This window comes from Kitasatospora fiedleri, from assembly GCF_948472415.1.
In the GTDB taxonomy this organism is placed as follows: Bacteria; Actinomycetota; Actinomycetes; order Streptomycetales; family Streptomycetaceae; genus Kitasatospora; species Kitasatospora fiedleri.
The window spans coordinates 3,568,031-3,592,971 of the sequence record NZ_OX419519.1 but is presented as its reverse complement, the minus strand read 5'-3'; the positions used below and the strand labels follow the sequence as shown (position 1 = coordinate 3,592,971).

Below are 24,941 nucleotides of genomic sequence, written 5' to 3'. Positions count from 1 at the left end.
ATGGGCCCCACTCCTGCCGGGTGGCTGCAGGCCATCGCCCTGGTCGGCGCGCTGGCCCTGTGCTACCGCCCGCTCGGCGACCACATCGCCGGGCTGCTGACCTCCGCCCGCCACCTGAGAGCCGAGAAGGCGCTGTACCGGGTGGTCGGCGTCGACGCCGACGCCGACCAGCGCTGGCCGGTGTACCTGCGCTCGGTGCTGGCGTTCTCGGTGCTGTCGGTGCTGTTCCTGTACGGGCTGATCCGGCTCCAGACGCACCTGCTGCTGAGCCTGGGCGTGCCCGGGATGGACGCGCACCAGGCGTGGAACACCGCCGTCTCGTTCACCACCAACACCAACTGGCAGTCGTACAGCGGCGAGGCCGCGATGGGCCACCTGGTGCAGATGGCCGGGCTGGCGGTGCAGAACTTCGTCTCGGCGGCGGTCGGCATCGCGGTGGTGGCCGCGCTGATCCGCGGCTTCACCCGCCACCGCACCGACCGGGTCGGCAACTTCTGGGTCGACCTGACCCGGATCTCGCTGCGGCTGCTGCTGCCGCTCGCGGTCCTCTTCGCCCTGGTGCTGGTGGCCGGCGGCGTGGTGCAGAACCTCCACGGCTTCCACGAGGTGACCACCCTCACCGGCGGCTCGCAGCCGATCCCCGGCGGGCCGGTGGCCTCGCAGGAGGTCATCAAGCTGCTGGGCACCAACGGCGGCGGCTTCTACAACGCCAACTCGGCGCACCCGTTCGAGAACCCGACCGGCTTCACCAACCTGGTCGAGGTGTTCCTGCTGCTGGTGATCGCCTTCGCGCTGCCGCGCACCTTCGGCACCATGGTCGGCGACCACCGCCAGGGCTACGCGATCGTCTCCGTGATGGCGCTGTTCTGGGTGGCCTCGGCGGCCCTGGTCACCTTCTTCGAGCACCAGCACTCCGGCAGCGCGCTCCAGGCGGCCGGCGCGGCGATGGAGGGCAAGGAGCAGCGGTTCGGCATCGCGGCCTCCGGCCTGTTCGCGGCGTCCACCACGCTCACCTCGACCGGCGCGGTCAACTCCTTCCACGACTCGTTCACGCCGCTCGGCGGCGGGCTGACCGTCTTCAACATGATGCTCGGCGAGATCGCGCCCGGCGGCACCGGCTCCGGCCTGTACGGGATGCTGGTGCTGGCGATCGTGGCGGTGTTCGTGGCGGGCCTGATGGTCGGCCGCACCCCCGAGTACCTGGGCAAGAAGCTCGGCGGCCGGGAGATGAAGTTCGCCTCGCTGTACATCCTCACCACCCCGGCGATCGTGCTGATCGGCGCGGGCACCGCGATCGCGCTGCCCGGCGAGCGGGCCGGGATGCTGAACGACGGCGCGCACGGCTTCTCCGAGGTGCTGTACGCGTTCACCTCGGCCGCGAACAACAACGGTTCGGCGTTCGCGGGCATCACGGTGAACACCACCTGGTACGACACGGCGCTGGGCCTGGCGATGGTGTTCGGCCGGTTCCTGCCGGTGGTGTTCGTCCTCGCGCTGGCCGGTTCGCTGGCCAGGCAGCGGCCCGTCCCGGCGAGTGCGGGCACGCTGCCCACGCACAAGCCGCTGTTCGTCGGCCTGCTGTCGGGCGTGATCCTGATCGTCGTCGGCCTCACCTACTTCCCGGCCCTGGCCCTCGGGCCGATCGCAGAAGGTCTCCACTGATGTCCACCAGCACTGTTGAACCCGCCCCGCACCGGGCCGCGGCCGGCCTGCTCGATCCGAAACAGCTGCTCGCCGCGCTGCCCGACGCGGTGCGCAAGCTCGACCCCCGGGTGATGGTGAAGAACCCGGTGATGTTCGTGGTCGAGGTCGGCTCGGTGGTCACCACCGTCGCCGCGATCGCCGACCCGTCCGTCTTCGGCTGGGCGATCACCGGCTGGCTCTGGCTGACCACGGTCTTCGCCAACCTGGCGGAGGCGGTCGCCGAGGGCCGCGGCAAGGCGCAGGCCGACACGCTGCGCCGCGCCAAGTCCGGCACCGTGGCGCGTCGGCTCACCGACTGGCCCGCCGTCCGGGCCGAGGAGGAAGTCCCGGGCACCGCACTGAAGTTGGGTGACCACGTGGTGGTCGAGGCCGGGCAGGTCATCCCGGGCGACGGCGACGTGGTGGAGGGCGTCGCGTCCGTGGACGAGTCGGCGATCACCGGCGAGTCCGCGCCGGTGATCCGAGAGTCCGGCGGCGACCGCAGCGCGGTGACCGGCGGCACCCGGGTGCTGTCCGACCGGATCGTGGTGCGGATCTCCGCCGAGCCGGGCAAGACCTTCATCGACCGGATGATCGCCCTGGTGGAGGGCGCGTCCCGGCAGAAGACGCCGAACGAGATCGCGCTGAACATCCTGCTGGCCTCGCTGACCGTCGTCTTCCTGATCGCGGTGGTCACCCTCCAGCCGATGGCCGCCTACGCCGGGGCCCCGCAGCCGACCATCGTGCTGGTGGCGCTGATCGTGGCGCTGATCCCGACCACCATCGGCGCGCTGCTCTCGGCGATCGGCATCGCGGGCATGGACCGCCTGGTGCAGCGCAACGTGCTCGCCATGTCGGGCCGGGCCGTGGAGGCCGCGGGCGACGTCAACACGCTGCTGCTGGACAAGACCGGCACCATCACGCTCGGCAACCGGCAGGCCGCCGAGTTCCGGCCCGCGCCCGGCGTGACGGTCGAGGAGCTGGCGGACGCCGCCCAGCTGTCCTCGCTCGCCGACGAGACCCCCGAGGGCCGCTCGATCGTGGTGCTCGCCAAGACGGCGCACGGCCTGCGGGCCCGCGCCCAGGGCGAGTTGACGCACGCCACCTGGGTGCCGTTCACCGCGCGGACCCGGATGTCGGGCGTCGACCTGGCCGAGGCCGACGGCGTCCACCAGGTCCGCAAGGGCGCGGCGGGCGCGGTGTCCCACTGGGTGCGCGAGAACGGCGGCGGCGTCGGCTCCGAGGTCTCCGCGCTGGTCGACGCGATCGCCTCGGCGGGCGGCACCCCGCTCGTCGTCGCCACCAGGTCCGGCGCCGCCCCCGCCCGGGTGCTCGGCGTGATCCACCTCAAGGACGTGGTCAAGGAAGGCATGCGGGAGCGCTTCGAGGAGCTCCGCCGGATGGGCATCAGGACCGTGATGATCACCGGCGACAACCCGCTGACCGCCCGGGCCATCGCCGAGGAGGCGGGCGTGGACGACTTCCTCGCCGAGGCCACGCCCGAGGACAAGCTGGCCCTGATCCGCGCGGAGCAGGAGGGCGGCAAGCTGGTCGCGATGACCGGCGACGGCACCAACGACGCCCCGGCGCTCGCCCAGGCCGACGTCGGCGTGGCGATGAACACCGGCACCATGGCGGCCAAGGAGGCCGGCAACATGGTGGACCTCGACTCCAACCCCACCAAGCTGATCGAGATCGTCGAGATCGGCAAGCAACTGCTGATCACCCGGGGCGCGTTGACGACCTTCTCGATCGCCAACGACGTGGCCAAGTACTTCGCGATCATCCCGGCGATGTTCGCCGGGGTCTACCCGGGCCTGAGCCGCCTCAACGTCATGGGCCTGCACAGCCCGCAGTCCGCGATCACCTCGGCGGTGGTGTTCAACGCCCTGGTCATCGTCGGCCTGATCCCGCTCGCCCTGCGCGGCGTCACGTACCGCCCCAGCGGCGCGAGTTCACTGCTGTCCCGGAACATCGGGATCTACGGGATCGGCGGCCTGGTCGTCCCCTTCGTCGGCATCAAGGCGATCGACCTGATCGTCCGGTTCATCCCCGGCCTGAGCTGAGAGAGGCCAGACCCATGCCCACCATCGTGCGCACCCACCTCACCGCACTGCGGATGCTGCTGGTGATGACCGTGATCCTCGGCCTCGCCTACCCCCTGCTGGTCACCGGCATCAGCCAACTCGCCTTCCAGGCAAAGGCGAACGGCTCGATCGTCGAGTCCGACGGCAGACCGGTCGGCTCCAGCCTGCTCGGCCAGTCCTTCGACCTGCCGAAGGCGGGCGAGGACGACCCGGCCCGGCCGGACCCGAAGTGGTTCCAGCCCCGCCCGTCCGCCGGCGGCTACGACCCGGCCGCCTCCGGCGCGTCCAACCTCGGCCCGAACAGCGCCGACCTGCTGAAGGCCGTCCAGGAGCGCCGGGCCGCCGTCGCCGCCTTCGACGGCGTCGACCCGGCCACCGTCCCGCCGGACGCGCTGACCGCCTCCGGCTCCGGGCTCGACCCGCATATCTCGGTCGCCTACGCCGAGGAGCAGGTCGACCGGGTCGCCGCCGCCCGCGGCGTCCCCGCCGACACCCTGCGGAAGCTGATCGGCGAGTGCACCGACGGCCGCTCGCTCGGCTTCCTCGGCCAGCCCGGCGTCAACGTCCTCCGGCTCAACCAGGCGGTCGCCGCCGTCAAGTGACGAACCGTCAGTCTCTTGGACCGGTCGGCCCGGACGCTCCCCCGTCCGGGCCGGCCCGCCGCGTCCCCGCCGACCGCCATCGACCCCCCGCCGCCGAGAGGAGCCGCCATGACCGCTGACCCCGGGCCGCACCCCGAGGGCCGCCGGCGCGGCCGGCTGCGGGTCTACCTCGGCGCCGCCCCCGGCGTCGGCAAGACCTACCGGATGCTGGACGAGGCGCACCGCCGCCGGGAGCGCGGCACCGACGTGGTGGTCGGCTGGCTGGACACCCACGACCGCCCGCGCACCGCCCGCCTGCTCGACGGCCTGGAACGGCTCCCGCCCGCCGTGCGGCGCCACCGCGGCGCCGAGTTCGCCGAACTCGACCTGGACGCGCTGCTGGCCCGCCGCCCCGAACTCGCCCTCGTCGACGAGCTCGCCCACACCAACGTCCCCGGCGGGCGGCACGCCAAGCGCTGGCAGGACGTCGAGGAACTGCTCGCGGCGGGCATCGACGTGGTCACCACCGTCAACATCCAGCACCTGGAGTCGCTCAACGACGTCGTCCAGCGGATCACCGGCGTCCCGCAGCGCGAGACCGTCCCCGACGCGGTGGTGCGCCGCGCCGACCAGATCGAACTGGTCGACATGGCCCCGCAGGCCCTGCGCCGCCGCCTCGCCCACGGCAACGTGTACCGGGCCGAGCAGGTCGACGCGGCGCTCGCCCACTACTTCCGGGTCGGCAACCTGACCGCGCTGCGCGAACTCGCCCTGCTCTGGCTGGCCGACCGGGTCGACGAGGGACTGCGCGACTACCGCGCCGCCCACCGCATCGACCGGGTCTGGGAGACCCGCGAACGGATCGTGGCCGCGCTCACCGGCGGCCCCGAGGGCGTCACCCTGATCCGCCGCGCCGCCCGGATCGCGGACCGGGCCGCGGGCGGCGACCTGCTCGCCGTGCACGTCACCCGCAGCGACGGCCTGGCCGGCGCCTCCCCGGCCCGGCTCGCCGAGCAGCGGCAGCTGGTGGAGTCCCTCGGCGGCAGCTACCACGTGGTGGTCGGCGACGACATCCCCGCGGCGCTGCTGGCCTTCGCCCGGGCCCGGGACGCCACCCAGCTCGTCCTCGGCACCAGCCGGCGCGGCCGGACCGCCCGCTTCCTCACCGGCCCCGGCATCGGCGAGACCACCGTCGCCCGCTCCGCCGACATCGACGTCCACCTGGTCACCCACGCCTTCACCGGCCGCGGCCGGCTGCCCGCGCTGGGCCGCCGCCACTCCCGCCGCCGCACCCTCACCGGGTACGCCGCCGGGCTCGCCGTGCCCGCGCTGCTGACCGCCGGGCTCGCCCGGGCGCACACCGCGCTGAACCTCACCACCGACGCGCTGGCCCTCCAACTCGGCGTGGTAGCCGTCGCGCTGCTCGGCGGCGCGCTCTCCGCGCTGCTGGCCTCGCTGACCGCCGCGCTGCTGCTGAACTACTACTTCATCCCGCCGGTGCACACCTTCACCATCGGCGAGGCCAACAACCTCATCGCACTCGCCGTGTTCGCCGCCGTCGCGCTCTGCGTCTCCACCGTGGTCGACCACGCCGGACGGCAGACCGCCCGGGCGGCCCGCGCCACCGCCGAGGCCGAGACGCTCTCCACCCTGGCCGGCTCCGTGCTGCGCGGCACCGACGCCGTCCCCGACCTGCTGGAACGCACCCGCACCTCGTTCGGCCTGGACTCCGCCGCCCTGCTCGACCGCGCCACCGGCGAGGTCCTCGCCCGCGCCGACGGCACCGCGGCCGACGGCACCGCGGCTCCCGACACCGCGGCTCCCGCCACCGCTGCGGCTCCCGCCACCGCCGCGGAGGCCAGCGAGTTCGGCGTCGGCGCGGACGCCGTGCTGGTCCTCACCGGGCGCCGGCTGCCCGACACCGACCAGCGCGTCCTCGCCGCGTTCGGCGCCCACCTCGCCGCCGCCCTCGAACGCGACCGGCTGGCCACCGCCGCCGCCGAACTCGAACCGATCCGCGCCGCCGACCGGATGCGCACCGCCCTGCTCACCGCCGTCGGCCACGACCTGCGCACCCCGCTGGCCGCCGCCCTCGCCTCGGTCGGCTCGCTGCGCAGCCCCGACGTCGACTTCTCCCCGGCGGACCGGGCCGAACTGCTGGACCTCGCCGACGAGTCCCTGCACCGGCTCGCCCGCCTGGTCGACGACCTGCTCGACCTCAGCCGGCTCCGGGCCGGCGCCCTCACCGCGCACCTGCGCCCCACCCGCCTGGACGAGGTCCTGCCCGCCGCCCTCGACGCGCTCGCCGTCCCCGGCGCCCCCGCCCCGGTCACCGCCGCCACCGACGGCGTCCCACCGGTCCTCGCCGACCCGCCGCTGCTCGCCCGCGTCCTCGGCAACGTCATCGCCAACGCCCTGCGCCACACCCCGCCGGGCGTCCCCGTCCTGGTCGCCGCCTCCAGCCACGCCGACCAGGTCGAGATCCGGGTGGTCGACCGCGGACCCGGCATCCCCCGGCCGACCGCGACCGGGTCTTCCTGCCCTTCCAGCGCCTGGGCGACACCGACAACACCGCCGGCACCGGCCTCGGTCTGGCCCTCTCCCGGGGCCTCGCCGAGGCGATGGGCGGCACCCTCGACCTGGAGGACACCCCGGGCGGCGGCACCACCGTGCTGCTCACCCTCCCCGCGGCCCGCTGACCCGGGGCGGTCCGCTGACCGGGCGGCGGGCCGCGACGCGTTTACCCGCGCGGCTGCGTCTACCCGCGCGGTTGCGCCTGCCCGCGGGGCCGGAACGCCCCCGGGACCCACCCGTCCAGGCCCGCGACCACGCTGCCCGCGACGGTACCCAACAGGGCGCCCGCGATCACGTCGCCCGGGTAGTGGACGCCCGTGTGCACCCGGGAGTAGCCGACCGTCGCGGCGAGCAGGCCGAGCGGCGCCGCCGCCCAGGGCAGTTGGGAGGAGACCCCGGTGGCGAAGGCGAACGCGGAGGCGGTGTGCCCGGACGGGAAGGACGCCGACTCCGGCATCGGCACGTGCCGGGCCTCCGGGACCTTCCCGCGGACCCGGTCGGGCCGCGGCCGCCGGGCCAGCGACTTGCCGAGCAGGTTCGCCGCCGCCGAGGCCGCCGCCACCGAGCCGAGGCCGACCAGCGCGGCCCGGCGCGGGCGCCCCGGCACCAGGGCCATCCCGCAGGCCACCGCGATCGAGATCTTGGAGTGGTTCGCCGCCGTGGACAGCTGCCGCAGCCGCTCGTCCAGGGTCGGTGTCGGGGTCGCCGCCACCGCGACGTACACCGCCTCGTCCACCGCCGAGAAGTCCGCCACCACGCGCTGTCCCGCCAGCACCCACCGCGTCAACGCCTTCACTGCACACCACCGTTCGCATCCGTCCGGCCCGACGCCAGGTGCGCCAGCCGGCTCCATTTCAAGGCCGGTACCGGGACTGCCGTGCCCGGCCGGTCGCGCGGCACCCGGACCCGCAGCGCACCGGGGCGGATCACGCAGCGCACCGGCACCTCCAGTTCCAGGGCCTCGCCGTCCACCGCGACGGGGATGGTCGGCACGTCCGCGGTCACCCGCACCTCGCGGCCGACCAGCACCGTCACCCCCTCCGCGTTCGTACCGCGCAGCGCCAGGTCGGCGGCCTGGGCCGCGCCGTCCACCTTGACGCCGAGCACGCCCAGCGCGCCCCGGTCCATCCGGGAGCGCCGCCCGGGGTCGATCAGGTTGCCCGCGTCGTACGGGTTGTTGCTGACCAGGACGGCCTGCGGGCGCTCCAGCCGCTGTCCGCCGGCCTCGGCGGCGAGCTTCGCGCCCGTGTAGCCGACCAGCAGGTCCGGCAGCATCGCCAGGACGGTGGCGGCCTTCGCGTCCCGGTACTCGGGGTTCTGCACGATCTCCGCGTAGGTGCCGAACGAGACGTTGTTGACGAAGGCCCGGCCCGCGACCTCGCCGAGGTCGACCCGCAGCTCCACGCCGTCGGTCAGCGCGTCCAGGCAGCGCGCCGGATCGTCGCGGTCCAGGCCGAGGTCCAGCGCGAAGTGGTTGCGGGTGCCCGCGGAGATCACCAGGAACGGCAGCCCGTGCCGGGCCGCGACCTGCGCGACCAGCGCCTGGGTGCCGTCACCGCCCGCCACGCCCAGCAGGTCGGCGCCGTCCGCGACGGCCCGTTCGGCCAGCTCGGTGACGTCCTGGTGGTCCTCCGGGTCCAGCAGGACGACCTCCGCGCCCAGCTCCCGGGCCCGCTCCGCGAGGTGGAACTCCGCCACCTTCCCGCCGCCGGACTTCGGGTTCATGATCAGCACCGGCCTGCGCGGCGGCTCGACCTCCCGCTCCGGCATCTCCCTCGTGTGCCGGGCCGAGCGCAGCGCCGCCCGGGACAGCAGCAGGCCCACCGCCCACAGCGCCACCGCGCCCAGCACCCACGGCCAGCTGCCGCCGCCCACGGTCAGCACCACCAGCAGCACCGCGCCCACCGGGGCCGCCACCGCCAGCAGCACCCCCAGCCAGCGCAGCGGCCCGCGCCGCGACAGCGCCCACCACACCCCGACCGCCATCAGCGCCAGCGCGACCACCCCGACCGCCACCACCAGCGCCCCGCGCAGCCCGGCCCCGGCGGCCAGCAGCAGCACCGCCGCCAGCCCGCACCCGATCCCCGCCCGCGCCAGCCACACCGCCTTCGCCTGCCCCGCCACCTTCGCCGCCTCTCCCATGCCACCGACGGTAACGTCACGTCAGCTACCCCGCCCGGCGCGCCGCATCCCTGGGCAGCACCCGCCGGACGCCGCACGGGTGAGCCCGGACGCGCGGCCGGGCCCGAACGCACGGGTGGCGCGCGGCAGTCCGCCGCGCGCCACCCGTGCCCCCGTTCCCCGTGGTGCTGCTACTCCTCGACGGGCGTGCCGTCGGCCGCGATCCGGGCGAAGCCCAGGTAGGGGCGCAGCGCCTTCGGCAGCAGCACCGAGCCGTCGGCCTGCTGGTGCTGCTCCAGCACCGCCGCGATGGTCCGGCCCAGCGGCAGGCCCGAGCCGTTGACGGTGGCGGCCGGCGTCGGCTTGCCCTTCTCGTCCCGGGTGCGGATGCCGGCCCGGCGGCCCTGGAAGGTGCCGAAGTCCGACACCGAGGAGATCTCCCGGTAGGTGTCCTGGCTGGGCAGCCACACCTCCAGGTCGTACGTCAGGCGCGCCGAGAAACCGGTGTCCCCGGCCGCCAACGTGACGACGCGGTAGGAGAGTTCGAGCTCCTGGAGGCAGGACTCGGCGTGCGAGACCATCAGCAGCATCTGCTCCCGCGCCTGCTCGGCGGCGCAGATCCGCACCATCTCCACCTTCGAGAACTGGTGCAGCCGGATCAGCCCGCGGGTGTCGCGCCCGTACGAGCCGGCCTCCGAGCGGAAGCACGGGGTGTGCGCGGTGAGCGCCAGCGGCAGTTCGGCCGGCGGGACGATCTCGTCCGCGTACAGGTTGGTCAGCGGGACCTCGGCGGTCGGGATCAGGAACAGGTCCCGGTCCGCGACGCCGGTCCGGAACAGGTCCTCCTCGAACTTCGGCAGCTGCCCGGTGCCGGTCATGGTGCGCCGGTTGACCAGGTACGGCACCGAGTGCTCGACGTACCCGTGCCGGCGGGTGTGCACGTCCAGCAGCAGGGCGACGATCGCCCGCTCCAGGGCGGCACCGGCCCCGCGCAGCACGCTGAAGCGCGAGCCGGACAGCTTGGTGGCCCGGCCGAAGTCCATGATGCCCATGGCCTCGCCGAGGTCGACGTGGTCCTTGGGCGCGAAGTCGAAGCGCTGCGGCTCGCCGACCCGGCGCAGCTCGCGGGCGTCCTCGTCGGAGAAGCCGTCGGGGGCCTCGTCGTCGGGCAGGTTGGGGACGGTCAGCAGCAGGTCGGTCAGCTCCTGCTGGACCTGCTCCAGCTCCGCCTCGTTCTGCTGCACCTGCTCCTTCAGCGCGCGGGCGGTCTCCTTCAGCCCGGTGACGTCCCCGCCCTGCTTCGCGGTGCGCTGCACCTCCTGGGCGACCTGCTTCGAGCGGGCCCGCAACTCGTCACCGGCCTGGATGCCGCTGTTGCGGCGGGACTGCAGCGCCTCCAGCGCGGACAGGTCGAGCCGGTAGCCGCGACGTGCCAGGAGCCGGACGGCTTCGTCCCCCAGGTCGATCAGGACGCGGGCATCATGCATCGGAGTCGGTTCTCCTCTGGTTGCGGGGGTTGCGACGGGTGGAGCGGGTGGAGCGGGTGGATTCGCCCCGACCGTAGCAGGGGCGGGGAAACCGTCACAGCGCCTTTCGGACCCGCCCCGGGCGGCGCCCGCCCCGCCGCGCGGGGACGGTCCCGAGGACTTCCCGGAGCCGGTGGCCGCCCCGCCGACTCGCGCCCCACCCCGGCCCCGGACCCGCCTCGACTCCGGCTTTCTGCGCGCAGTTCGCTGCCTCGGCCCCCGCCCCCGGTCTCAGCCCCGGGCGATGAACTCGGCCACCAGCGGCCCCGGCGCCCCGCCCACGACGACCACGGCCGGGCCGTCCCCCACGGCCCGGTGGGCGATCCGGGTGCCGTCGGCGGAGGCCACGTACGCGGTCGTGCCGCCTCCCCGCCGGGTGCTCACCGCTCATCGCCCGCGGTGGCGAGGGTGTGCGCGACCAGCGCGTTGGCGTGGCCGTGGCCCAGCCCGTACTCGGTCTTCAGCCAGGCCACCAGTTCCATGTGCCTGGTGAGCGGCGAGTCGGTGATCAACCGCTGCCACTCGGCGATCGGACGCCCGTACTTCTGCTCGATGGAGGGGAAGTAGCTGGCCGGTCCCTTGACGCTCATCTCGTCGCTCCGTCCGTTCCGCGTGCCGCGCTCGCCGCGCCGCACGCTGCGTGCTGCCGTCACAGGGACGGACGGGGCGCACCGGCGGAACTCATCGGTCCGCGCCGAAGTTCCTCCCGCCCCGTACGGTCGGTCCATGGCACGCATCGACGACGGCACGATCGACCGGGCGGCCGGCTACCTGTGGACGGCCGGCCGGGTCCTCGAACAGCGGCGCTTCGCCCACCTGTTCGGCGACGCCCCCGACCCGGCGGGCGTCCTCGCCGCCCTGGACGCCTACCGCGCCCCCGGCGGCGGCTGGGCGTACGGGCTGGAACCCGACGTCCGCGGGCCCGCCGCCCAGCCGCTGGCCGCCGGCGCGGCGGCCCGGGTCCTCGCCGAGGCGGACGCCCTGGCCGGCCCGCGCGGCACCGAACTCTGCGACTGGGCCGCCGCGTCGACCACCCCGGACGGCGGCGTCCCGGCGGTCCTGCCCAGCCTGCGCCGCTACCCGCACCCGCCCTTCCTGCCGGTCGCCGACGACCCGCCCGCCGACCTGCTCGCCACCGGCCAGATCGCCGCCCCGCTGCTCCGGGCCGGGCTGCGCCACCCCTGGCTGACCGGCGCGGCGGACTTCTGCCGCCGCGCGATCGAGGCGATCGACCGCACCCACCCGTACGAGGTGATCACCGCCGTCGGCTTCCTGGACGCCGCCCCGGACCGCGCCTGGGCCGCCGAACAGGCCGCCCGGCTGGGCGAGTCGGTGCGCCGGCAGCGGCTGGTCCTGCTCGACCCGGACCGCCCCGAGCAGGTCCGGCTCGCCCCCGGCTACGCGCCCGGCGAGTTCCACCTCCCGCACGACTACGCGCCCACCCCGGACAGCCTGGCCCGGGCCTGGTTCACCGACGCCGAGACCGAACGCGGCCTCGACCACCTCGCCGCGGCCCAACTCCCCGACGGCGGCTGGCCGATCACCTGGGCCCGCTGGTCCGCCGCCACCGAGAACGAGGCCCGCCCGGGCGTCACCCTGGCCGCCCTGCGCACCCTGCGCGCGTACCAGGGGTAGCGGGACGGGCCCGCGCCACGGCGCCGCCGTCGCCGGTCGGTCAGGAGGCCGCGCGCTCGACCAGCTCGCCGATCCGGGCCGCCTCCGCCTCGCCCAGCTCGGCGATCGCGAAGTAGGTCGGCCACATCGCGCCGTCGTCCAGCTTGGCGTTGTCGCTGAAGCCGATCATCGCGTAGCGAGACTTGAACTTGGCGGCGCTCTGGAAGAAGCACACCGGCTTGCCGTCCGCGTTGTTGTACGCGGGCATGCCGTACCAGGTCTTCGGAGCCAGCTGCGGCGCGACCTCGGTGACGATCCGGTGGAAGCGCCGGGCGAGCACCCGGTCCGCCTCCGGCATCTCCTCGATCTTCTCCAGCAGGTCCTTCTCCGCCTCGGCCGCCTTCGCCGCCGCCGACGCCCGCTTGGACTCCGCCTTCAGCTCCTTGGCGCGCTCCTTCATCGCCGCGCGCTCGTCCGCCGTGAAACCCTCGTGCTTCTCCGCCATGGCCGGTCCTCCCGTTTCCCGTTCTCCGTCGCTCTCGATCGTAGGGACGGGACGGCCGCCGGGGCTTCTCGGAAACTGATCGGCTCCGGCCCCGTCAGGCTGCTCGGAACTTGCGTAGTCGCAGGCTGTTGGCGATGACGAACAGGGAGGAGCTTGCCATGGCGGCTCCGGCGATCATGGGGTTGAGGAGGCCGGTGGCGGCGAGGGGGAGGGCGGCGGTGTTGTAGGCGAAGGCCCAGAAGAGGTTGCCTTTGATGGTGGTGAGGGTGTGGCGGGCGAGGCGGATGGCGTCGGCGGCGGTGCGTAGGTCGCCGTGGACGAGGGTGAGGTCGGCGGCTTGGATGGCGGCGTCGGTGCCGGTGCCGAGGGCGAGTCCGAGGTCGGCTTGGGCGAGGGCGGCGGCGTCGTTGACGCCGTCGCCGATCATGGCGACGGTGTGGCCTTGGTGTTGGAGGTGTCGGATGGTGGCGGCTTTGTCCTGGGGGAGGACGTCGGCGTGGACGTCGTGGGCGGGGATGCCGATCTGGGCGGCGACGGCTTCGGCGGTGGTCTGGTTGTCGCCGGTGAGCAGGATGGGGCGTAGGCCCAGGGCGCGTAGTCGGGTGACGGCTTCGGCGCTGGTGGGTTTGACGGCGTCGGCGACTTCCAGCAGGGCGTGGGGTGTGCCGTCCCAGGCGAGGGTGATGGCGGTTCGTCCGGCTTGTTCGGCGGTGGTTTTGGCGGTGGCGAGGGCGGGTGGCAGGGGGGTGTCGAGGAGGGTGGCGCGTCCGGCGGTCACCGCGTGTCCCTCGACGGTGCCCCGCACGCCCAGGCCGGGGAGGTTCTGGAAGTCCTCGACGGCGGGCAGCTCACCGAACCGCTCTCGGGCGGCGGTGGCGATGGCGCGGGCGATGGGGTGTTCGGAGGCGTGTTCCAGGGCGCCGGCCAGTCGTAGTGCCTGGTCCTCGGTGGTGTCTTCGGTGGTGTGGAGGGTGAGGAGGGTCATCTGTCCGGTGGTGACGGTGCCGGTCTTGTCGAGGACGACGGTGTCGGCTTTGCGGGTGTTCTCCAGGACTTCGGGGCCTTTGATGAGGATGCCGAGTTGGGCGCCGCGTCCGGTGCCGACGAGGAGGGCGGTGGGGGTGGCCAGGCCCAGGGCGCAGGGGCAGGCGATGATCAGGACCGCGACGGCGGCGGTGAACGCCTGGGTGGGGTTGTCGGAGGCCAGGAGCCAGCCGACCAGGGTGGCCAGTGCCAGGACGATGACGGCGGGTACGAAGACGGCGGAGATCCGGTCGGCCAGGCGTTGGGCGGCGGCTTTGCCGTTCTGGGCGTCCTCGACGAGTCTGGCCGTTCGGGCCAGTTGGGTGTCGGCGCCGATGCGGGTGGCCTGTACGACCAGTCGGCCGCCCGCGTTGACGGTGGCGCCGGTGACGGTGTCCCCGACGGTGACCTCGAGGGGCACGGATTCGCCGGTGAGCATGGAGGCGTCCACGGCGGAGCTGCCCTCGATCACGGTGCCGTCGGTGGCGATCTTCTCGCCGGGGCGCACCACGAAGCGGTCCCCGACGGCGAGTTGCCCGACCGGGACGCGGACCTCCCGGCCCCCACGCAGCACCACCACGTCCTTCGCACCCAGCTCCAGCAGCGCCTTCAGCGCGGCGCCCGCGGTCCGCTTCGACCGGGCCTCGAAGTAGCGTCCGGCCAGGACGAACGCGGTGACGCCGGCCGCCGCCTCCAGGTAGATGTTCGACGCGCCGTCCGAGCGGGCGACGGTGAACTCGAAGCCGTGCCGCATCCCGGCCATGCCCGCGTCCCCGAGGAACAGTGCCCACACCGACCACAGGAACGCGGCGCCGGTGCCGATCGAGACCAGGGTGTCCATGGTCGCGGCGCCGTGTCGGGCGTTGGTCCAGGCGGCCCGGTGGAACGGCCAGGCGGCGTACGTCACCACCGGCGCGGCCAGGGTCAGCGACAGCCACTGCCAGTCGTCGAACTGCCACGCGGGCACCATCGCCATCGCGATCACCGGCACCGCCAGCACGACGGCCGTGACCAACCGCTGTCGCAGCGGCGTCAGTTCGTCGGCCCGCTCACCGCCGTCGCCGGCCGCCGCCGGGGGCTCGGGGAGCGCGGCGGTGTAGCCGGTGGCCTCGACGGCGGCGATCAGGTCGGCGACTTCCACGGGCCCCGCGAAGTCCACCCGCGCCTTCTCGGTCGCGTAGTTGACGCTGGCCTGCACGCCGTCGATCCGGTTGAGCTTCTTCTCGATCCGCGCGGCGCAGGACGCGCACGTCATGCCGCCGATGCGGAGTTCCACCTGGGTGGAGGCGGGTGCTGTCTGGGTGGTCATCAGGGCTCCTCGTGTTCTCTCCCCGGCCGGAGCCGGGCTCTCGCGGCCGGTCGCTCAGACCCGGCCGGTCAGTTCGTAACCGGCCTCGTCGATCGCGGCGCCCACCGCCGCCTCGTCCGGTTCGCCGTCCCAGTCGACACTCACCACCCCGCCCGCCACGTCGACCCGCACGCCCCGGACCCCCACCAGTGCGCCGACCGCCGCGCCGACGGCCCGCTCGCAGTGGCCGCAGCTCATCCCGGCGACGGTGAACACGGTGGTGACGGCGACCGGCGCGGTCGCGGTGGTCGAACAGGTGCCTTCGCTGGAGCAGCAGGACACGGAAACCTCCGGTGTGGTCCTCCGATACCCATGGGGGGTATCGGCTTCATGCCCCCAGTTATACCCCTGGGGGGTATCCAGAGCAAACATTGCCCCCTCCGCGGCCGGGCGCGGCCGATTCCCGGCCGTGGCCCGGCCGCTTCGGCGTAGCCTTCGTGCATGGCAGAGAGCAAGGCCGCGAAGGCCCCGCGGAAGAAGCCCGAGACGCACCTCGGGATGGTGCGCAGGGCCCGGAGGATCAACCGTGAGCTGGCGGAGCTGTACCCGTACGCGCACCCGGAGTTGGACTTCGACGGGCCGTTCCAGTTGCTGGTGGCGACCGTGCTGTCGGCGCAGACCACCGACCTGCGGGTGAACCAGACCACCCCGACGCTGTTCGCGAAGTACCCGACGCCGGAGGACCTCGCGGCGGCGGTCCCCGAGGAACTGGAGGAGATCGTCCGGCCGACGGGGTTCTTCCGGGCCAAGGCGAAGTCGCTGATCGGCCTGTCGATCGCGCTGCGCGACCGCTTCGACGGCGAGGTGCCGCGCGCGCTGGAGGACCTGGTCACGCTGCCGGGCGTGGGCCGCAAGACCGCCAACGTGGTGATCGGGAACGCGTTCGGCGGGGCCGGCATCACCGTCGACACCCACTTCGGGCGGCTGGCCCGCCGCTTCGGCTGGACGGCCGAGGAGGACCCGGAGAAGGTCGAGGCCGACGTGATGGCGATCTTCCCGAAGTCGGAGTGGACGATGCTCTCGCACCGGGTGGTGTTCCACGGCCGCCGGATCTGCCACGCCCGCAAGCCCGCCTGCGGGGCGTGCCCGATCGCGCCGCTGTGCCCGTCGTACGGGATCGGGGAGACCGACCCGGAGCGGGCCCGCAAGCTGCTCAAGTACGAGTTGGCCGGTCAGCCCGGCCAGCGCCTGCGCCCCCCGGCGGACTTCCCGGGCGAGGCCGCGGCCCGCGCCGAGGTCGCCGCCGGCCGTCCGCTGCCGGACACCGACCCCGAGGCCCGGCCGGCCGCGCGGGGGCGGGCATGACGACCTTCCCGACCCCGCCCGCGCTGGTCCGCGACGGCCTGCCGGCCTGGCTGCTGCCGGTGCGGGAGGCCGCCGAGCGGGCGGCGCCCGAGCAGTTGAGCCGGTTCCTGCCGCCCGCCGAGGGCGGTCGCCCGTCGGCGGTGCTGATGCTGTTCGGCGAGGGCTCGGCCGGGCCGGACCTGCTGCTGATCGAGCGGGCCCGCAGCCTGCGCTCGCACGCCGGGCAGCCGTCCTTCCCGGGCGGCGCGCTGGACCCGGAGGACGGCGACCCGGCGGGCGGCGGCCCGCTCGCGGCGGCGCTGCGCGAGGCCGTCGAGGAGACCGGCCTGGACGCGTCGGGCGTGCAGCTGTTCGCCCGGCTGCCCGCGCTGTACATCCCGGTCAGCGGCTTCGTGGTGACGCCGGTGCTGGGCTGGTGGCGGGAGGAGTCGCCGGTCGCGGTGGTCGACCCGGCGGAGACCGGCGCGGTGTTCCGGGTGCCGCTGGCCGAGCTGACCGACCCGGCCAACCGGGCCCGGCTGCGGCACCCGTCCGGCTTCACCGGGCCCGCCTTCCAGGTGGCCGGCCGCCTGGTGTGGGGGTTCACCGCGGGCGTGATCGACCGGGTGCTGCACTTCAGCGGCCTGGAGCGCCCCTGGGACACCCAGCGCACCGTGGAGCTCTCCGCCGAGGCCGTGGCGCTGTCCCGGCCGCGCCAGGACCCCTGAGGTCCCGGCCGCACCAGGACCCCTGAGGTCCCGGCCGCGCCAGGACCCCTGAAGGGCGGTCCCCCGGGCAGCGCCCCTCAGCGCGGCAGCGGCGCCATGGTCGACACCGTGCCCCCGTCGTCCTCGTAGGAGTCCCAGTCGGTGGTCACCGAGCTCGCCGCCGACCCGATCACCCCGAGCACCAGGTAGATCACCAGCAGCGCCTTCGCGGCCCCGGTCAGCACCAGCGGCCGGGTCGCGGAGCGCACCGGCTCGGAGTCGGCCGGGTCGCCGAACACGGCCTTGGGGTAGGCCGCGGTGAGCATCATCAGGTACGCCTCGAACCGCATCCGGTAGCGCAGCACCGCGGCGGTGGCCTCGAACAGCGCCCGCGGCATCCGCCCGAGCACCAGCACCACCAGCCAGCTGATGAAGGACACCGCCCACCAGCCGCTCTGCAGCAGCCCCTGGACGATCCCGGCGGGGATCGCCAGCAGCAGACGGAAGAACACCGCGAGCCGGTTCAGCGGCCCGCCGGCCCGCAGTTCGATCCGGACCGGGTAGTCGGGGGCGTCGAACCGGAACGGCGGGTAGCGGTCGGTGATCAGCAGCGTCGAGGCGTAGACCCGGGTGTCGTACGCCAGGTACCCGCTCAGCCAGCCGACGGCGAACCGCGGCAGCCGCCCGGCGAACAGCGCGCCGAACCAGCCGATCACCACCACCACGAAGGCGACGATCGACAGCAGCCACAGCACCACGTACTGCGGGACCAGCAGCAGCAGGCGCAGCAGCACGGTGAGCCGGTTCTGCGCCCCGGGGGGCGGGACGTCCAGGGCGGGCTGGAACTCGGTGCGGTCCACGACCGGCACGTCCCAGCTGGGTCGTTCCATGGTTCGGCTCCCTGTTCCCTGGTCGGCTGCGCGGAAGGTCGGATGGTCAGACGGTCCCAACCGTTCCGGCCGCGCTGCCCGCCGGACTGACCCGATCGGGCGACGGCCGGGGACCGGTGTCCCCCGCCCGGCGGGACGTGGGAGGGTATTCGGGTGAACGTCCTGGATCTGCTGTTGATCGCCGCCGCGCTCGGCTTCGCCGTCTCCGGCTATCGGCAGGGGTTCGTGGTCGGCGCGCTGTCGGTGCTGGGCTTCCTGGGTGGCGGACTGGTCGCCGTCCAGCTGCTTCCGCTGCTGCTGCGCCACCTCTCGCCGGGCACCACCGCCTCGGTGGTGGCCGTGGTGGTGGTGATCGTGCTGGCCGCGGTCGGGCAGGCGGTCACCACGCACTTCGGGTGGAAGCTGCGCGGCCGGATCGGCCGGGCCGAGGTGAAGACCCTGGACGCGGTCGGCGGCGCGCTGGTCAACGTGCTGTCCATGCTGCTGGTGGCCTGGCTGATCGGCTCGGCGCTGGCGGGCACCTCGCTGCCCACCGTCTCCAAGCAGGTGCGCAGTTCGAAGGTGCTGGGCACGGTGCAGCGGGCGCTGCCCAGCGACGCCCCGAACTGGTTCTCCGACCTCAGCCAGGACCTGGCCCGCAACGGCTTCCCGCAGGTGTTCAACCCGTTCGAGCAGGAGCCGATCACCGAGGTCGAGCCGCCCGACCCGGCGCTGGCCGACAGCCCGGGCGTGCTGCGGGCCAGGGGCTCGCTGGTGAAGGTGCTGGGCACCGCCACCTCCTGCGGCAAGACGCTGGAGGGCTCCGGTTTCGTCTTCGCCCCGCACCGGGTGATGACCAACGCCCACGTGGTGGGCGGCGTCGACGAGCCGACCGTGCAGATCGGCGGCGCCGGCCAGCTGTACGACGCGACGGTGGTCCGCTACGACTGGCAGCGCGACATCGCGGTGCTGGACGTCCCGAAGCTGAACGCCCCGCCGCTGTCCTTCGCGGGCGAGGCCCGCTCCAACGACTCGGCGATCGTCGCGGGCTTCCCCGAGAACGGCTCGTTCAACGTCCAGCCCGCCCGCATCCGCGGCCGCATCCAGGCCAACGGCCCGGACATCTACCACCGCGGCCAGGTCGTCCGGGACGTCTACTCGGTGCGCTCGCTGGTCCGCCAGGGCAACAGCGGCGGCCCGCTGCTCACCCCGGACGGCCAGGTGTACGGGGTGGTGTTCGCCAAGTCGCTGGACAGCTCCGACACCGGGTACGTGCTGACCGCCGCCGAGGTGAAGGACGACGTCACGCAGGGTGCCACCGCCAGCGGAAAGGTCAGCACCGAGGGCTGCGCGCTGTGACCGCTCCGGGGCCGAAACCACTCTGACGGTCCGTCCGCCGCTCCTGGTAGCGTCGGCCCAGCTCACCCGATCGGCCCAATCCCGGGCCGCCTTGGACGGGAGCCCACGGGAGGTCGGACACACGTCATGATGGGTCACTCGCACGCGGTCAGCGGCGCCCTGCTGTTCGCGGCCACCGCGCCGTTCCTCCCGCCGGTGCTGAACATGCACCTCCAGCCGGCCGACGTGCTGATGGGCACCGTGCTGTGCGCGGGCGCCGCCCTCCTGCCGGACCTGGACCACCACGACGGCACCATCGCCAACTTCCTCGGCCCGATCTCCAAGCTGCTGTGCCGGTTCGTCGCGCTGATCTCCGGCGGCCACCGGCACGCCACCCACTCGCTGCTGTTCGTGGCACTGATGGGCGGCGGCAGCTGGGCCGGCATCACCTACCTGGGCCGCAACTTCACCATCGGCCTGACGTTCTTCCTGCTCGCCATGGCGATCCAGTCGCTGCACCTGCACCCGCCGGGCGACGGGCCGCAGTCCTGGATCACCGTGATGGGCCTGGCCGCGCTCGGCACCTTCGGCATGCTCGAGTGGCTGCCCAGCGCCCCGGGCTGGCTGCCGTACGCGGTGGCCCTCGGCACGCTGGCGCACCTGCTCGGCGACTGCCTGACCAAGCAGGGCGCGCCGCTGCTGTGGCCGCACAAGGAGCGCTACGAGGTGGTGCTGATCAAGCGCACCGGCAACAAGGTGGAGACCAAGGTGCTCGTCCCGGTGATGACGCTGGCGACGTTCGCGCTGCTGCTCTGGTCGACCACGATCTCGCCGACCGTGCTGAGCTGAGCGCGCGCAACGGCCGGGGCCGGCCCGGAGGACCCCTCCGGGCCGGCCCCGGCCGTTCGCGGTGCTCCGGGGCGGCTCACCCCTCCCGGCGGAGCCGGGCGCCGACCCAGCGGGCGCGCCGTCCGATGATCTTCGGAATGCCGAGCCGGTACCCCGCTCCGCGTGGCGTCCGCCCGGCGGACTCGTAGGGCCACTCCGGCTGCGGGACGTGCTGTTGCGAGCTGCTGCTGCCACGGCGGCCTCGGCGCGGCTGGGCTTCTCGATCGGGCATCCAGGTCATACCGGAGGGATTCCCCTGGGCCGCCCGGAGTAACCGCCTCCGGGACCGCCGACTGGCCTATGCGCTTGTCATATGAACGTCGCCAACTGGGCCGGATCGGCGGCCGGTTGGGCCGCCGCCGCTCAGGACCCGTCGTGCCGGCGGACCCACTCGATCAGCTCCGCGGTGAACTCCTCCGGGACCTCCTCGTGCGGGAAGTGCCCGACCCCCGGCAGCAGCCGCCACCGGTACGGCGCCGACACGTACTCGCCCGCCCCCAGCGCCGTCCGCGACAGCAGCACCGGGTCCGAGGCGCCCTGCACGTGCAGCACCGGCGCGGTGATCTGCTTCTTCATCCGGCGGGCGAACTGGATGCCGTCCGGCCGCGCCATCGACCGCATCAGCCAGCGGTACGGCTCGATCGAGCAGTGCGCGGTGCTCGGCACCTGGATCGCCCGGCGGTACGCCGCCACCGCCTCCGCGGGCAGCATGTTCGGCCCGGTCCACTCCCGCAGGTACGCGCCGACCAGCGCCCCGTCGTCCGCGACCAGCCGGCGCTCCGGAATCCACGGCCGCTGGAAGCCCAGCACGTGCTCGAACGCGGCGATCTGCTTGCGGTCGGTCAGCAGCGCCCGGCGCAGGTGCCGCGGGTGCGCCGCCGAGACCACCGTCAGGCTGCGGATCACCGAAGGGCGCATCACCGCCGCCACCCAGGCCAGCGTGCCGCCGGTGGCGTGCCCCACCAGGTGCGCCTGCCGCTCGCCCAGCGAGCGGATCACGCCGGTGACGTCCAGCGCCAGGTTGCCGGGGTCGTAGCCGCGCGGGGTGCGGTCCGAGCCGCCCATGCCGCGCAGGTCCAGCGCGACCGCCCGGAAGCCCGCCGCGGCCAGCGCCGTCAGCTGGTGCCGCCACGCCCACCAGTACTCCGGCCAGCCGTGCACCAGCAGCACCAGCGGGCCCTCGCCGACCTCGGCGATGTGGAAGCGCGCGCCGTTCGCCGCCACGTCCCGGTGCGTCCACGGCCCGGCCGAGCGCACGCTCCACGGCTCCCCGGGCACCGGCGGTACGGGAACGGGAGCGGACTCATCCACGGGCTTCTGGTCCAACGACATACCCGCAGCCTGTCACATCCGCACCCCTCGTACCCGCCCGCCGCCCATGCCCGCGCGCAACCGTTACCGGCCGGTGCTCACTGGGTCCGGCCCAGCGCCCGGTCGATCTCCTCCTTGGTGGCCGGCCGGGGCTTGGCGTTCTTCAGCACCTCGGCGGTGGCCTGGGCGCCCGCGATGGTCCGCTCCGGCTTCCGGATCTTCTTGAAGTACCGGACCATCAGGAACGCCAGCAGCAGCGCGATCAGCACGTACGCCCCGCCCACGATGGCGAACGACCAGCCGGTGGTGATGCCCAGCGCCTGCAGGCCCCAGGCGAAGGCGAAGGAGAACATCGGGATCGAGGCCAGCGCGACCACGCCCGCCACCACGCCGGCCGCGGTGCCGATCCCGCCGCGCACCACGTCGGCCTTGATCTCCGCCTTGGCCAGCGCGATCTCGTCGTGCACCAGGCTGGACAGCTCGGCGCTGGCGTCGGCGAACAGCTCGCCGATCGTCCGCTCGCCCTCGTGCGGGGTGCGGCCGTTCGGGGGTGCGGCTCCTGCGGCCATCGGCGGTCTCCGTTCAACGGGCTGGTGAGGCGTCCTGAGCGAGCGTCACACACGGGTGTGTCAGCTCAGCATCATGCCCCTACCGGCGAGTCGGGCACCACTCCGGGTACCCGCCGGACGGCGTGTCACCCCTGCTGTTGGTACACATCGGGGATTCCGTCGCCGTCCTCGTCCCGGTCCTCGTCCGCGCACAGCTGCCGGTAGTACCGGTTGCGCCGCTTCAACAGCAGGGTGCCGACCACCGCGCAGACCAGCGAACCGACCAGCACGGCCTCCTTGCACAGCTCGGCCAGGTGCGGGTCGTCCGGGAAGGCCAGGTCGCTGATCAGCAGCGACACCGTGAAGCCGATGCCCGCGACGGTGGCCAGCGCCACCATGTCGGACCAGGTCAGCCGCGGGTTCAGGACGGCCCGGGTGTAGCGGGCGGCCAGCCAGGTGCCGCCGAAGATGCCCACCGACTTGCCGACCAGCAGGCCGATCACGATGCCCAGCGGCGCCGGCTGGGTGAACACCTCGCCCAGGACCTTCCCCGACACCGGCACGCCCGCCGCGAACAGCGCGAACACCGGCACCGCCAGCCCCGCCGACAGCGGCCGCACCAGGTGCTCGATCCGCTCGCCCGGCGACTGCTCCTCGCCCTCCTCGCGGTGGCAGCGCAGCAGCAGGCCCATCGCCACGCCCGCCACCGTCGCGTGCACCCCGCTCTCGTGCATCAGCGCCCAGATCACCACCGCCAGCGGCACGTACAGCCACCAGCCGCGCACCCCGCGCCGGTGCAGGAACCAGAACAGCACCAGGCCCGCCAGCGCCGCCCCCAGCGCCCAGAACTCGATCCCGGACGAGTAGAAGACCGCGATGATCAGGATCGCGATCAGGTCGTCCACCACCGCCAGGGTCAGCAGGAACGCCCGCAGCGCGGACGGCAGGTGACTGCCCACCACCGCCAGCACGCCCAGCGCGAAGGCGATGTCGGTGGCCGTCGGGATCGCCCAGCCCGCCGGGTGCCCGTTCGGCGCCGCCACGTTGACCACCGTGAACAGCAGCGCCGGCAGCAGCACCCCGGACGCCGCCGCCACCACCGGCAGCAGCGCCGCGCTCGGCGTGCGCAGCTCCCCGGCCACGAACTCGCGCTTCAGCTCGATGCCCGCCACGAAGAAGAAGACCGTCAGCAGCCCGTCCTGCGCCCACGCCTCCAGCGGCAGGTCCAGGTGCAGCGGCCCGCTCGGCCCGACGGTGTGCTCCAGCACCGCCTCGTACCCGTGCGGCCAGACGTTCGCCCAGACCAGCGCGCAGGCCGCGGCCACCAGCAGCAGCACGCCGCCGACCGTCTCGGTGCGCAGCGCGTCGGCGAGGTAGCGGCGTTCGGGCAGGGAGAGCAGGCCGAGGAACGGACGGCGGTCGTCGGACGGGCCGGTCACGGCGGGGGACCTCCTGAGGCGGGCGGCACGCGGACACACGGGTGGTGCGGTGCCGACCAGACTTCCCGGCGCGCCTCAGATCCTGACGTTTCCTTGACATCCTACGACGCGTGACAGGCGGGCCGCCGGTTCGTCCCACTGTATGCCGGTCCGGCGCCGGCCCGCGGCGCGCCGACCCGGATGGGTTCGTCCGGATGCGGACCACCCGCCGCATTCCTAGGGTCGGCCGCAGAAGCGGGCCGCCGTCCGGGTGGCCCGCCCCGTCATGGAGAGAGCCGATGCCCAGTCAGGAAGCCGAACCCATACCGGTGCAGGCCGTGGGTCCCCAAACGAGAGGAGCCGTGGGCGCCGACACCGCCCAGCCTCCGTTAGCCGACCCGGACCTGGAACGCCTGCTGCGCCCGCTGTTCGCCGCCGGCGCGCCCGAGGGCGGCATGGCCGTCGCGGTGATCCGCGGCACCGAGCGCACCGTCGCCTGCCGCGGCTACGCCGACCGGGCCGGCGAGCGCCCCGTCCGGGCCGACACCCGGTTCGAGCTCGGCTCGGTCACCAAGACCTTCACCGGCCTGCTGCTCGCCGACATGGTCGCCCGCGGCGAAGTCGGCTACGACGACCCGATCGACCGCTACCTGCCCGCCGAGGCGCTGCCCGGCTACCCGCACGAGCGCCCGATCACCCTGCTGCACCTGGCCACCCACACCTCCGGACTGCCCCGGCTGCCGGTCGGCCTCGCCCCCGCCGCGGTGCCCCGCTGGTTCACCAGCCCGTACGCCACGTTCAGCGCCGCCCACCTGCTGCGGGCGCTGCCCCGCACCCCGGTGCGCGGCACCCCCGGCACCCGGGTCCGCTACTCCAGCCTCGGCGCCGGGCTGCTCGGCCTGGTGCTGGAGCGGGCCGCCGGGCAGCGCTACCAGGAGCTGCTCACCGGGCGGGTCTGCGAACCGCTCGGCCTGCTCGACACCTCCTGCGGCACCGGCCGGGACGAGACCACCGGCTACCGGCGCGGCCGCTGGATACCCTCGTTCAAGATCCCGGCGCTGCCCGGCGCGGCGGCCCTGCGCTCCACCGCCGACGACATGCTGCGCTACCTCCAGGCCCACCTGGCGGTGGACGCGGTGCCGATCCCCGAGCGGACCGGCGCGGCGGCGAGCCTGCGGACCGCGCTGCGCGAGGTGTGCCTGCCCCGGGTCTCCCGGCGCGGCTCCGGGCAGCGGGTCTGCCTGAGCTGGCACCACCGCCCGGCCGAGGACGCCGAGGTGGTCTTCCACAACGGCTCCACCGGCCGCTGCACCGCCTTCGTCGGCTTCGACCGGGCCGCGCAGACCGGTCTGGTCGCCCTGGCCGGCCCGCTGGCCACCGGGCGCCGCCGGTTCGCGCAGACCGCGTACGACACGCTGCGGGCGCTGGCGGTCTGACCCCGGGGCCGACCGGTCCCGGATGCCCGACGGGCCGGGCCCCGATCCGCGCGGTGCGGATCGGGGCCCGGCCCGTCGGG

21 protein-coding genes and 1 pseudogene are annotated in these 24,941 nt (G+C 74.1%); 10 read left to right on the top strand and 12 right to left on the bottom strand.

Annotation, left to right across the window (positions count from 1 at the left end; genetic code table 11):
- The 4 genes and pseudogenes from kdpA (at window position 1) to QMQ26_RS16560 (ending at window position 7,050) form a co-directional block, all read left to right on the top strand.
- Window positions 1–1,662 carry a potassium-transporting ATPase subunit KdpA gene (gene kdpA, locus QMQ26_RS16575; RefSeq protein WP_100837510.1) on the top strand — a complete coding sequence of 554 codons (1,662 nt, stop codon included), beginning with the start codon at window positions 1–3 and terminating at the stop codon, window positions 1,660–1,662.
- Window positions 1,662–3,749 (top strand): potassium-transporting ATPase subunit KdpB, encoded by a 2,088-nt coding sequence (gene kdpB, locus QMQ26_RS16570; protein WP_282206188.1) that lies wholly within the window; start codon window positions 1,662–1,664, stop codon window positions 3,747–3,749. The genes kdpA and kdpB overlap by 1 nt, the downstream gene beginning before the upstream one ends.
- A gap of 14 nt (window positions 3,750–3,763) precedes the next feature.
- Window positions 3,764–4,372 carry a potassium-transporting ATPase subunit KdpC gene (gene kdpC / locus QMQ26_RS16565; RefSeq protein WP_282206187.1) on the top strand — a complete coding sequence of 203 codons (609 nt, stop codon included), beginning with the start codon at window positions 3,764–3,766 and terminating at the stop codon, window positions 4,370–4,372.
- A 108-nt stretch (window positions 4,373–4,480) separates the two neighbouring features.
- Window positions 4,481–7,050 (top strand): annotated as a pseudogene (locus tag QMQ26_RS16560) (ATP-binding protein).
- Between the two features lie 59 nt (window positions 7,051–7,109).
- Here QMQ26_RS16560 and QMQ26_RS16555 read toward each other — a convergent pair.
- From QMQ26_RS16555 to QMQ26_RS16535, 5 genes are all read right to left on the bottom strand, one after another.
- A complete protein-coding gene (locus QMQ26_RS16555; RefSeq protein WP_282206186.1) occupies window positions 7,110–7,721 on the bottom strand; it encodes a phosphatase PAP2 family protein in 612 nt (203 codons plus the stop codon).
- Window positions 7,718–8,650, bottom strand: a complete 933-nt coding sequence (locus QMQ26_RS16550) for a diacylglycerol/lipid kinase family protein (protein ID WP_318552277.1) — start codon at window positions 8,648–8,650, stop codon at window positions 7,718–7,720. The genes QMQ26_RS16555 and QMQ26_RS16550 overlap by 4 nt, the downstream gene beginning before the upstream one ends.
- A 587-nt stretch (window positions 8,651–9,237) precedes the next feature.
- Window positions 9,238–10,533: a serine--tRNA ligase gene (serS, locus tag QMQ26_RS16545; RefSeq protein ID WP_100837515.1), complete on the bottom strand. Its 1,296-nt coding sequence runs from the start codon at window positions 10,531–10,533 to the stop codon at window positions 9,238–9,240.
- 270 nt (window positions 10,534–10,803) lie between these two features.
- Window positions 10,804–10,956: a hypothetical protein gene (locus QMQ26_RS16540; RefSeq protein WP_282206185.1), complete on the bottom strand. Its 153-nt coding sequence runs from the start codon at window positions 10,954–10,956 to the stop codon at window positions 10,804–10,806.
- The gene (locus tag QMQ26_RS16535) at window positions 10,953–11,162 is read right to left on the bottom strand and encodes a DUF4287 domain-containing protein (RefSeq protein WP_100837517.1); all 210 of its coding nucleotides are present in this window, start codon (window positions 11,160–11,162) and stop codon (window positions 10,953–10,955) included. Before QMQ26_RS16535 ends, QMQ26_RS16540 begins: the two co-directional genes overlap by 4 nt.
- A 136-nt stretch (window positions 11,163–11,298) precedes the next feature.
- On the opposite strand from QMQ26_RS16535, the gene QMQ26_RS16530 reads away from it, so the two are divergent.
- On the top strand, window positions 11,299–12,207 hold the full coding sequence (locus tag QMQ26_RS16530) for a hypothetical protein (protein ID WP_282206184.1): 909 nt from the start codon (window positions 11,299–11,301) through the stop codon (window positions 12,205–12,207).
- A gap of 40 nt (window positions 12,208–12,247) precedes the next feature.
- On the opposite strand, the gene QMQ26_RS16525 is transcribed toward QMQ26_RS16530, so the two are convergent.
- From QMQ26_RS16525 to QMQ26_RS16515, 3 genes are all read right to left on the bottom strand, one after another.
- Window positions 12,248–12,691, bottom strand: a complete 444-nt coding sequence (locus tag QMQ26_RS16525) for an iron chaperone (RefSeq protein ID WP_100837519.1) — start codon at window positions 12,689–12,691, stop codon at window positions 12,248–12,250.
- 94 nt (window positions 12,692–12,785) lie between these two features.
- Entirely contained in the window at window positions 12,786–15,023 is a 2,238-nt protein-coding gene (locus QMQ26_RS16520; protein WP_282206183.1) for a heavy metal translocating P-type ATPase, read from the bottom strand.
- A 54-nt stretch (window positions 15,024–15,077) separates the two neighbouring features.
- The gene (locus QMQ26_RS16515) at window positions 15,078–15,344 is read right to left on the bottom strand and encodes a heavy-metal-associated domain-containing protein (protein ID WP_282206182.1); all 267 of its coding nucleotides are present in this window, start codon (window positions 15,342–15,344) and stop codon (window positions 15,078–15,080) included.
- 159 nt (window positions 15,345–15,503) lie between these two features.
- Between QMQ26_RS16515 and nth the strand changes: the two genes are divergently transcribed.
- Window positions 15,504–16,367, top strand: a complete 864-nt coding sequence (gene nth, locus QMQ26_RS16510) for an endonuclease III (protein ID WP_282206181.1) — start codon at window positions 15,504–15,506, stop codon at window positions 16,365–16,367.
- Window positions 16,364–17,074, top strand: coding sequence for an NUDIX hydrolase (locus QMQ26_RS16505; protein WP_282206180.1), 711 nt, complete (start codon window positions 16,364–16,366; stop codon window positions 17,072–17,074). Before nth ends, QMQ26_RS16505 begins: the two co-directional genes overlap by 4 nt.
- Window positions 17,075–17,151: 77 nt before the next feature.
- Here the strand turns inward: QMQ26_RS16505 and QMQ26_RS16500 are convergent, their stop codons facing one another.
- The gene (locus QMQ26_RS16500) at window positions 17,152–17,943 is read right to left on the bottom strand and encodes a DUF4389 domain-containing protein (RefSeq protein WP_282206179.1); all 792 of its coding nucleotides are present in this window, start codon (window positions 17,941–17,943) and stop codon (window positions 17,152–17,154) included.
- Between the two features lie 153 nt (window positions 17,944–18,096).
- On the opposite strand from QMQ26_RS16500, the gene QMQ26_RS16495 reads away from it, so the two are divergent.
- Window positions 18,097–19,281 carry a MarP family serine protease gene (locus QMQ26_RS16495; protein WP_282206178.1) on the top strand — a complete coding sequence of 395 codons (1,185 nt, stop codon included), beginning with the start codon at window positions 18,097–18,099 and terminating at the stop codon, window positions 19,279–19,281.
- Window positions 19,282–19,407: 126 nt separating this feature from the next.
- Window positions 19,408–20,109 carry a metal-dependent hydrolase gene (locus tag QMQ26_RS16490; protein ID WP_282206177.1) on the top strand — a complete coding sequence of 234 codons (702 nt, stop codon included), beginning with the start codon at window positions 19,408–19,410 and terminating at the stop codon, window positions 20,107–20,109.
- 402 nt (window positions 20,110–20,511) lie between these two features.
- On the opposite strand, the gene QMQ26_RS16485 is transcribed toward QMQ26_RS16490, so the two are convergent.
- The 3 genes from QMQ26_RS16485 to nhaA form a co-directional block, all read right to left on the bottom strand.
- Window positions 20,512–21,480 (bottom strand): alpha/beta fold hydrolase, encoded by a 969-nt coding sequence (locus QMQ26_RS16485; protein ID WP_404814133.1) that lies wholly within the window; start codon window positions 21,478–21,480, stop codon window positions 20,512–20,514.
- 77 nt (window positions 21,481–21,557) lie between these two features.
- On the bottom strand, window positions 21,558–22,028 hold the full coding sequence (locus tag QMQ26_RS16480) for a phage holin family protein (protein ID WP_282206175.1): 471 nt from the start codon (window positions 22,026–22,028) through the stop codon (window positions 21,558–21,560).
- A 125-nt stretch (window positions 22,029–22,153) separates the two neighbouring features.
- Complete coding sequence (gene nhaA, locus QMQ26_RS16475; RefSeq protein ID WP_282206174.1) at window positions 22,154–23,446, bottom strand: Na+/H+ antiporter NhaA; 1,293 nt, start codon at window positions 23,444–23,446, stop codon at window positions 22,154–22,156.
- A 341-nt stretch (window positions 23,447–23,787) separates the two neighbouring features.
- Between nhaA and QMQ26_RS16470 the strand changes: the two genes are divergently transcribed.
- A complete protein-coding gene (locus QMQ26_RS16470) occupies window positions 23,788–24,861 on the top strand; it encodes a serine hydrolase domain-containing protein (RefSeq protein ID WP_282206173.1) in 1,074 nt (357 codons plus the stop codon).
- The last annotated feature ends 80 nt before the right edge of the window (window positions 24,862–24,941 follow it).